The organism is Nocardia sp. NPDC004722 (assembly GCF_053601505.1).
The window spans coordinates 1-7417 of the sequence record NZ_JBSGBY010000427.1 but is presented as its reverse complement, the minus strand read 5'-3'; the positions used below and the strand labels follow the sequence as shown (position 1 = coordinate 7417).

At 69.2% G+C, this 7417-nt stretch carries 10 protein-coding genes; 3 read left to right on the top strand and 7 right to left on the bottom strand.

All coding sequences use genetic code 11. The features are described from left to right. From ACWELQ_RS32070 to ACWELQ_RS32060, 3 genes are all read right to left on the bottom strand, one after another. Positions 1-526 (bottom strand): sigma factor (locus ACWELQ_RS32070; protein WP_452400773.1); only part of this gene is annotated, 526 nt, incomplete at its 3' end. Positions 527-692: 166 nt separating this feature from the next. Continuing rightward, positions 693-1547 carry a DUF3159 domain-containing protein gene (locus ACWELQ_RS32065; RefSeq protein ID WP_452400772.1) on the bottom strand — a complete coding sequence of 285 codons (855 nt, stop codon included), beginning with the start codon at positions 1545-1547 and terminating at the stop codon, positions 693-695. 104 nt (positions 1548-1651) lie between these two features. Next, positions 1652-2044 carry an OB-fold nucleic acid binding domain-containing protein gene (locus ACWELQ_RS32060; protein ID WP_452400771.1) on the bottom strand — a complete coding sequence of 131 codons (393 nt, stop codon included), beginning with the start codon at positions 2042-2044 and terminating at the stop codon, positions 1652-1654. 281 nt (positions 2045-2325) lie between these two features. Between ACWELQ_RS32060 and ACWELQ_RS32055 the strand changes: the two genes are divergently transcribed. After that, positions 2326-3093: an alpha/beta fold hydrolase gene (locus ACWELQ_RS32055; protein ID WP_452400770.1), complete on the top strand. Its 768-nt coding sequence runs from the start codon at positions 2326-2328 to the stop codon at positions 3091-3093. Between the two features lie 108 nt (positions 3094-3201). Here the strand turns inward: ACWELQ_RS32055 and ACWELQ_RS32050 are convergent, their stop codons facing one another. Further along, entirely contained in the window at positions 3202-4065 is an 864-nt protein-coding gene (locus ACWELQ_RS32050) for a DUF3710 domain-containing protein (RefSeq protein WP_452400769.1), read from the bottom strand. A gap of 2 nt (positions 4066-4067) precedes the next feature. Next, positions 4068-4568 carry a dUTP diphosphatase gene (gene dut / locus ACWELQ_RS32045; protein ID WP_452400768.1) on the bottom strand — a complete coding sequence of 167 codons (501 nt, stop codon included), beginning with the start codon at positions 4566-4568 and terminating at the stop codon, positions 4068-4070. Positions 4569-4647: 79 nt separating this feature from the next. Here dut and ACWELQ_RS32040 point away from each other — a divergent pair, with 79 nt between their 5' ends. Then, the gene (locus ACWELQ_RS32040; RefSeq protein ID WP_452400774.1) at positions 4648-5142 is read left to right on the top strand and encodes a DUF3093 domain-containing protein; all 495 of its coding nucleotides are present in this window, start codon (positions 4648-4650) and stop codon (positions 5140-5142) included. A 138-nt stretch (positions 5143-5280) separates the two neighbouring features. On the opposite strand, the gene ACWELQ_RS32035 is transcribed toward ACWELQ_RS32040, so the two are convergent. Further along, the gene (locus tag ACWELQ_RS32035) at positions 5281-5583 is read right to left on the bottom strand and encodes a DUF4193 domain-containing protein (RefSeq protein WP_067587334.1); all 303 of its coding nucleotides are present in this window, start codon (positions 5581-5583) and stop codon (positions 5281-5283) included. Positions 5584-6075: 492 nt separating this feature from the next. Here ACWELQ_RS32035 and cei point away from each other — a divergent pair, with 492 nt between their 5' ends. After that, a complete protein-coding gene (cei, locus tag ACWELQ_RS32030) occupies positions 6076-6756 on the top strand; it encodes an envelope integrity protein Cei (RefSeq protein WP_452400767.1) in 681 nt (226 codons plus the stop codon). Between the two features lie 176 nt (positions 6757-6932). Here the strand turns inward: cei and ACWELQ_RS32025 are convergent. Then, on the bottom strand, positions 6933-7417 hold a 485-nt coding region (locus ACWELQ_RS32025; RefSeq protein ID WP_452400766.1), incomplete at its 5' end, for an inositol monophosphatase family protein.

The following is a 7417-nucleotide window of genomic DNA, read 5'->3' as shown; positions in this document are numbered from 1 at the left end:
ACCCTTCCCCTGGTTCAAGCGGTTTTCTGACGGGCGGGAACTCCGGGCCCGCCTCGTTCACCGGGGCGTCCGGGAACTCCGCCACCGGGTAGGCCGGGTGCAGCTGCGCCCGCCGGAAGGCGTCGGCCACCTTGTTGGCCGAGATCCCGTACACGAACGCCAGGAACGACTTGCCCTGATCGCGGTAGCGCGGAATCGCCTGCACCGTCGCCAGGCAGATCTCCTGTGCCACATCGTCGGCGGTCACGTGCAGGTGACCGGCGCCGCTCATGCGGGCCGCGCAGTAGCGGCGCACCAGCGGATAGACGATCTTCAGAATTTCCGAGACCGCTTCCCGGTCCCCGGCCGCGGCCGGGCCGATCAGCTTCTCCAATTCAGCGGCCGCACGCCGGGATTCCGACGTCGCCACACTCGTGCTCTTGACTCCCCGCCCCGCCGGGTGCCGGCGCGAGGCTGCCGTCTGCACCGCGGTCCCGAGCCCCTCGCCCCGATCCTGCGCTGCCACTGCCTTCTCGTCGGTAACCACTCCGCTCGATCCTTTCTCGTAGCTTCTGAGAAAGATCGTGCTCGCAGCCGGGGCTCCGAAATAGGTACCCCAGGGGTGGGTTGGTGACCCCCTTACGTCCCCCAATGGCCCCGAAGGTGTTGCGCCCTGGGCTTTTATGGCGATAAGGGGCCGATCGGCCGGAGGTCTAGACCGCGGAGTCGGGGGCCTGCGCCCCGGAGACGGCCGTTTCAGACTTCTGTTGCGAGGGCAGATGACCCGCCTTGCGCACCGCCCAGAAGGTCACCAGCGCCGCGACCGCGGTCAACGGCCAGCCCATGCCGATGCGAGCGGCGGCCAGCAGACCGGTGCTGTTGGAGTCGTAGAGGTGGTTCTGCACCAGGTAGCGGGCCACGAACACCACCGCCCACACCGCGGTCGCGATGTCGTAGAGGCGCATCGCGGCCTTGTCGGAGCGCCAGCCGGTGCCGTGCCCGTTGAGCGCACCCCAGATCACGCCCGCCAACGGCCAGCGCACCACCAGCGACAGCAGGAACGCGCCACCGTAGACCAGGCTCGCGTAGATGCCGAACAGGAAGAAGCCCTTGGCCTCACCCATCCGGTAGGCGATGAACGCGCACACACCGACCCCGAGGAAACCCGAGATCGCGGGCTGGATCGGATCGCGACGCACCAAGCGCCACACCAGAATCGCCGCGGCCACACCCAGCGACGCCCAGATGGCGGCGGTCAGACCCAGGAAGGAATTCATCGGCACGAACACCAGCACCGGCAGCGAGGAGTAGATCAGGCCGCTGATGCCGCCCATCTGCTCGAGCAGCGTGGGTTCCGGCTCGTCCTCCGCATCGGGCGCGGGCTCGCCGGATTCGGGCGCCGCAGCACCCGCGGACCCCGTCGCCTCGCGCTCCAGCGCGGCCAACTCGGCACCGACCAACGCCTGCATGTCTTCATCCAGCAGCGCGTGCTCCAGCCGCAGCGGCGGCTCGTCACCGGCGGCCGCGCCCTGAACCCCCTGCGCGGCAGCGCCCTGAGCGCCCGGCATCGCGTGGAATTGGACCGTCGGCGGATCGAACGAGCCGGAGGCGCCGAAAGCTGCGCTCCGATCGCGGCTCTCGTCGCTGCTACTGGTGGGGTTCGGCATGAGTGTCAGGAATTCCCGCGCAGTTCGTAGTAGGGGTTGTAGATGACCTTGCCGCCGTCGCGTACACCGACGCGGCCGCGGACCAGGATACGACGGCCCGGCTCGATTCCCGGAATGCGACGCCGACCGATGAACACCAGCGCGATCGAATCGGTGCCGTCGAAGAACTCGGCCTCCACCTCGGCGCCGGCGGACTTGGGACACGCCTCGACGCTGCGCAGCCGGCCCAGCATGGTGACCTCTTCACCACGCCGGCACTCCGATGCCCGGCACGCGCCCGACGCTTCCGACGTCTCGGCGAGTTCCTCGGCATCCAAACGATCCAGGTCCTCCGTCAGGCGACGGCTCAACCGCCGGAAATAGCCTGACGGGGTGTCCTTCCCACCCGCGGATGGCATCTCGCACGCTCTCCTGTAGAGCTCGACGGCGTGGGTCTCACGTCGTTCGTTTTCCCACGATGCCCGGTGGTTTGCCACCCGGCCGCCCGTGGCCGTACACCGCCACTGTAGATGCACCGACCAGCACCCGCCACGCACGCCCGTCACCGCCCTACCCGCGAGTCACCACCATGACGCCACCCGCCGCACCCACGGGTCGCGGGTATCGCGCCACCGCCCTACCCACCGGTCACCGGCATACGGTCACCGCCGCGCACCCCTGCCCCGACTAGGCTCGACCGATGCCCGCTCTACCACGTCCGGCCGCGACCCCGCGTGCCGCGGCGACGACCTCGCCCAGCTCGGCGAGTCCCGCGATCGCCGTAGCCCTGCCCGGGACCGGCTCCGACGCCCATTTCGCTCGCCGCGCCTTCGGATCCGCCTGCGCGGCAGTGGATCTGCCGTTCCTCGCGGTGGACCCGGACCCGCGCCGGGTGATCGAGAGCTACCGCGCCGCCCTGGACGCCGCCGCGCGGTCGGGACCGATCCTGATCGCGGGCATCTCGCTGGGCGCGGCCGTGGCCGTGGAGTGGGCCGCCGAACATCCCGATTCCGTGTACGGCGTGATCGCCGCCCTGCCCGCCTGGACCGGCGCGGACACCACCGGCTGCCCGGCCGCCCTCAGCGCCGCCGCCACCGCCGCCCAACTGCGCGCCGACGGTCTCGAGGCGATGGTGACCCGCATGCGCGAATCCAGCCCGGCCTGGCTGGCCGAAGCCCTCACCCGCTCCTGGACCTCCCAGTGGCCGGACCTCCCCGCCGCCCTGGAAGAGGCCGCCGCCTACGCCTGGCCCGAACCCGACCTGCTCGCCCGCGTCACCGCCCCGGTCGAAATCATCGGCGCGACAGACGATCCCGTGCACCCCTTCGCGGTCGCCGAACGCTGGACCGCCCTCATCCCCCACGCCACCCTCCACCCCATCACCCTCGACGACCTCGGCGCCGACCCCTCCATCCTCGGCACCCGCGGCCTCACCGCCCTCCTCCCCCGCCGCGTCCCGAGCGCCTGACGGCGTTTGCGCTCATAGCGAAACGGGGCACCGCCAGTGTGGCGGTGCCCCGTTTTCGTGTTGTACGGCAGTCCGATTCGGGCTGAATGCCCGATTTCAGACGGTCGGTCAGTTCAGGCCGAGCTGCTGCATGGCCGAACCTTCCGCGCCGCGGCGGGGTTCGGCGGAGGGCTGGTCCGGCTGGAAGGCCGGGCCGCCCTGCATGGCCGCCATCTGGGCCTGCACGGCCTGCTGCTGAGCGGCGAGCTGCTGTTGGTGGGCGGCGGCGAGCTGGTCGGCCAGCTCCTGGGGTAGGACCACCGGCAGGGGTTCGCGCACCGGGAGCGGTTCGTCGCCGCGGCGCACCACGGTCTCGCCGAGCACCGCGCGGGCGGCGGCGACCAGCGGCGAATTGTCGTCGGCCGCACCGGTCGGCCCGGCCGCGACCAGCCGCACCATCCAGCGGTGACCATCCACGCCGATGAAGCGCAGATCCGCGCCCTGGGTGACGGCGTGCAGCTCACGACCCCACGGGCCCTGCACGACCGACACCTGCGCGCCGTCCTTGCGCAGCGTCTCGGCCAGATCGGCTGCCACCGAACGCCATTGGCCCGCCGACTTGGGAGCGGCGTAGGCCGCCACCGTGATCCGGCCGTGCTGGGTGGCCAGGTGCACCGCCTGCGGGGTGCCGTCGGGGGTCATCTCGACCTGCAACTGCCCACCCGGCGGCACCGGCACGATGACCGAACCCAGGTCCAGGCGCTGCTCGGCGATGGCCTCGAGCCGGTCGGCGACATCCTCGTAGTCGTAGGGGCCCGACTTGGTGGGGGTGGTCACCGGCGCGAAGTTGGCGGTGTCGAATTCGCCCGTGCCGCCGGTTTCCTCGTACTCGTCGTCGTAGTCGTCCTCGTACTCGTCGTACTCGGTGTACTCGTCGTCGTAGCGACCCTCGTCGGCGTTGTCGCCCTTGTTCTTCTTACGTCCGAAAACCATTGTCATGCCTCCTTGCCGGTCGCCTGACCCGCCCCACCGGACGTCGCGGCGAGGCTGGCATGCCCACCGCTCGATCCGTATCCTCCTGCGCCGCGCGCGGTGTCGTCGAGGGACTCCACCTCGACGAAGTCCACCAATTCGACCTTCTGCACCAGCAACTGGGCAATGCGGTCACCCCGCCGGAGCTCGATGGCCGCGCGCGGATCGTGATTGATCAGGCACACCTTGATCTCACCGCGATAGCCGGCGTCGACCGTGCCGGGGGTATTGACGACCGAAAGCCCCGCCTTCGCCGCCAGTCCCGAACGGGGATGGATCAAACCGACCGTGCCGATCGGGAGCGCCACCGCGATGCCGGTGCCGACGAGCACCCGCTCCCCCGGTTCGATGATGACGTCCTCGGTGGTGCACAGGTCCACGCCCGCGTCGCCCTCGTGGGCGCGCATGGGTACGGGGATGCCGGGATCGAGCCGCAGCAGTGGGATAGGTGGAATACCGGTCACGTAGGCCGAGCCTACGCGTTCGGGTCGGGAGTCATTGACCTAGTCTGATGTCGTGTCCGACCAGCCCCCTCAGGTGACCATGGAACCTCAGCAGCAGACCAAGCCCCTCTACACCGAGCGCCTCTGGGTGCCGCTGTGGTGGGTGCCGGTCGCCCTCGTCGTGACCGGGCTGCTGGCAGCCGAAATCCACATGGGCGCACCGGGAGTGCGGGCCTGGCTGCCGTACGTGCTGCTGTTCCCGATCGCGGCCTGGGTGCTGGTGTGGTTCTCACGCCATCGCGTGGAAGTGGTCGCGGACGCCGACGGCGTGCCGGAACTGCGCACCGATCGCGCCCACCTGCCCGCGACCTTCGTCAAGCGCGCGGCGCCGGTGCCGACCAGTGCGAAAAGCGCGGCGCTGGGTCGCCAGCTCGACCCCGCCGCGTTCGTTCAGCATCGGGCCTGGGTGGGACCGATGGTCTTGCTCGTGCTCGACGATCCGGACGATCCGACGCCGTACTGGCTGGTCAGTACTCGCCATCCGGAAAAGATCATCGCCGCCCTGGGCCTGAAGAACGCGGCCGAACAGGTCTGACCCGCCGAAGTTGATACCGGTCGTGAGCTACGCGGCCGGTTCCGGACCGCGCTCGGCGAACCGAGCGCGGGCTGACGGAATCCTCTTGGATCCTTCGGATCCCTGCCTGGGGCAGTGCTTCACGCGGCCTGGTCGGCCTTATGCGGCACAGTCCATGCAGATCAGCTGACCGCCGGCTTCGCTGGCGAGTCGGCTGCGGTGGTGCACCAGGAAGCAGCTCGAACACGTGAACTCGTCGGCCTGCTTCGGGATCACTCGGACCGAAAGCACCTCCTCGGAAAGGTCCGCGCCGGGAAGCTCGAACGATTCCGCGGTATCGGATTCGTCGATATCCACGACGGCGGACGCGGCTTCGTTGCGGCGAGCCTTCAGCTCCTCCAGCGAGTCCTCCGAAACCTCGTCGGATTCGGTGCGCCGCGGTGCGTCATAGTCGGTTGCCATCTCGTCTTCCCCTCGTCCTTACTCCGTATATCCCGGACCGGCACCCACCTCACCGGCTCCTCGCGGAGCCGGATCGGGTCGGAGTGCCGCCCCGCCCGTGGTGTACGTCACGCGTACACCGGTCACAGATCCGAGCCGGATACTCCTCATCCGCACCGGATCGCGCTCGGTCAACGCAGGACATGCCCTTGTTGTTCCCGAAATCGATCCCCAGTTTCACCCTGGTTGTACGATCTGGGCCGCCAGACAATAGCGGACCCCGGGACAAAAGTCGCAATCAAAACCCTTGCGAGTTGAAACTGAGGGGTAATCGTCACCGACGAGGGAGCGCTCCGAGATCTTCCTCGCCGCCTCCGAGACCTGATGGCGACCGCCCGGACCAGGTGGAACCAGCTGCGGCACGGTCTGATTCCCGAGGCGCGCGCCACACCGGATGCCCGACTTGCCGTGGCCCTGCACGCACCGACCCGCACGTTTTCGTAGAGTGTGGGCGTGGTTTCACTGATCACCCAAGGTAACTCGACCGATCCCAAGAGCGGACGGCCGTTCATCCGGCGTCGCTGGGAGCCCTGGGCGGCCATGGTGGGTGTCATCGCCCTCATCTGCGTCGGCGTCTGGTTCAAGGCGCTGACCACGACCGAGAGCGATCAGGGCGCCATGTCCTGCAACTCGCCGAGTCCCGCCTCGAGCACCTCCGCGGCGGCGCCCGCCCCGCTCGGCGAGCGTGTGTCGGCCTCGAAGTTACGAGACGTGGAACCGGCCGCCCTCGCGCAGTCGAAGGTCCGGGTCTTCAATGCCAACAATCAGCGCGGCCAGGCCGCGCACGTGGCCTCCGAGCTGGGCGATCTCGGTTTCGCCAGCGCGCCGGACGTGCAGATCGGCAATGACCCGGTCTACGTCAACGGTGATCTGGAGTGCACCGGGCAGATTCGCTTCGGTGTGAGCGGCCGGTCCGCGGCGGCGTCGGCGCAGCTGGTCATGCCGTGCGCCGAGCTGATCGAGGACAAGCGCGGCGACGACACCGTGGATCTGGTGCTCGGCACGCTGTTCCGCGACATCCGGCCCGGTACGGATGCCGAGGAGGTGCTGAAGTCGCTGAAGAACCCGACGCCCGGCACCGCCCCGGCCATCGACCCGAAGCTGCTCGAGGCCGCGCGACACGCCAAGTGTTGATTATCTCTTTCGCGGGGGCGCGGCTCTGATTCGCCGGGCTCCCGCGAAACCCGTACCGGCACAACACAACAGAAGTTCTCGAGACGGCGGAATCGCCGCGACCCTTCGGTCGCGGCGATTCTTTTTGCGTGCTTCGTCCGAATAGTTCGGTTGATCCGAAGCTGTTCAGTCCCCTGTCACGAAACCGGGATAGGGGTGGTGACATCCAAGCGATCAAACAGACCAAACAGTTCGTCAGCGATGCCCGGAGCCGCGGCCGACACCAAATCGCCTGCCGCGCCCGGCGAGTCGGGCGCGGGCGGCAGAATCAGGCGCGCCCCGGCCTCGGTGGCGATGAGCGCGCCCGCCGCCCAGTCCCACAGATTCAGCCCGTGCTCGTAGTAGGCGTCGGTGCGCCCCTCGGCCACCGCGCACAGATCCAGTGCCGCCGAACCGAACCGGCGGATATCGCGAATGTGCGGCAACACCTGGGCCACCAGCTCGCCCTGGCGGGTACGGCGCGAGGTCGCATAGGCGAAACCGGTCGCCACCAGCGCCATGGCCACCGTGTCGACGGGGTTGGCGCCCAAGGCGATCGGCGTGCCGCCCGGGGCGGTGCCGTCCAGGCTCGATTCGGCGCGGTGCGCGCCCAGGCCCAGCCCGGCGCTGTAGGTGACCGCGT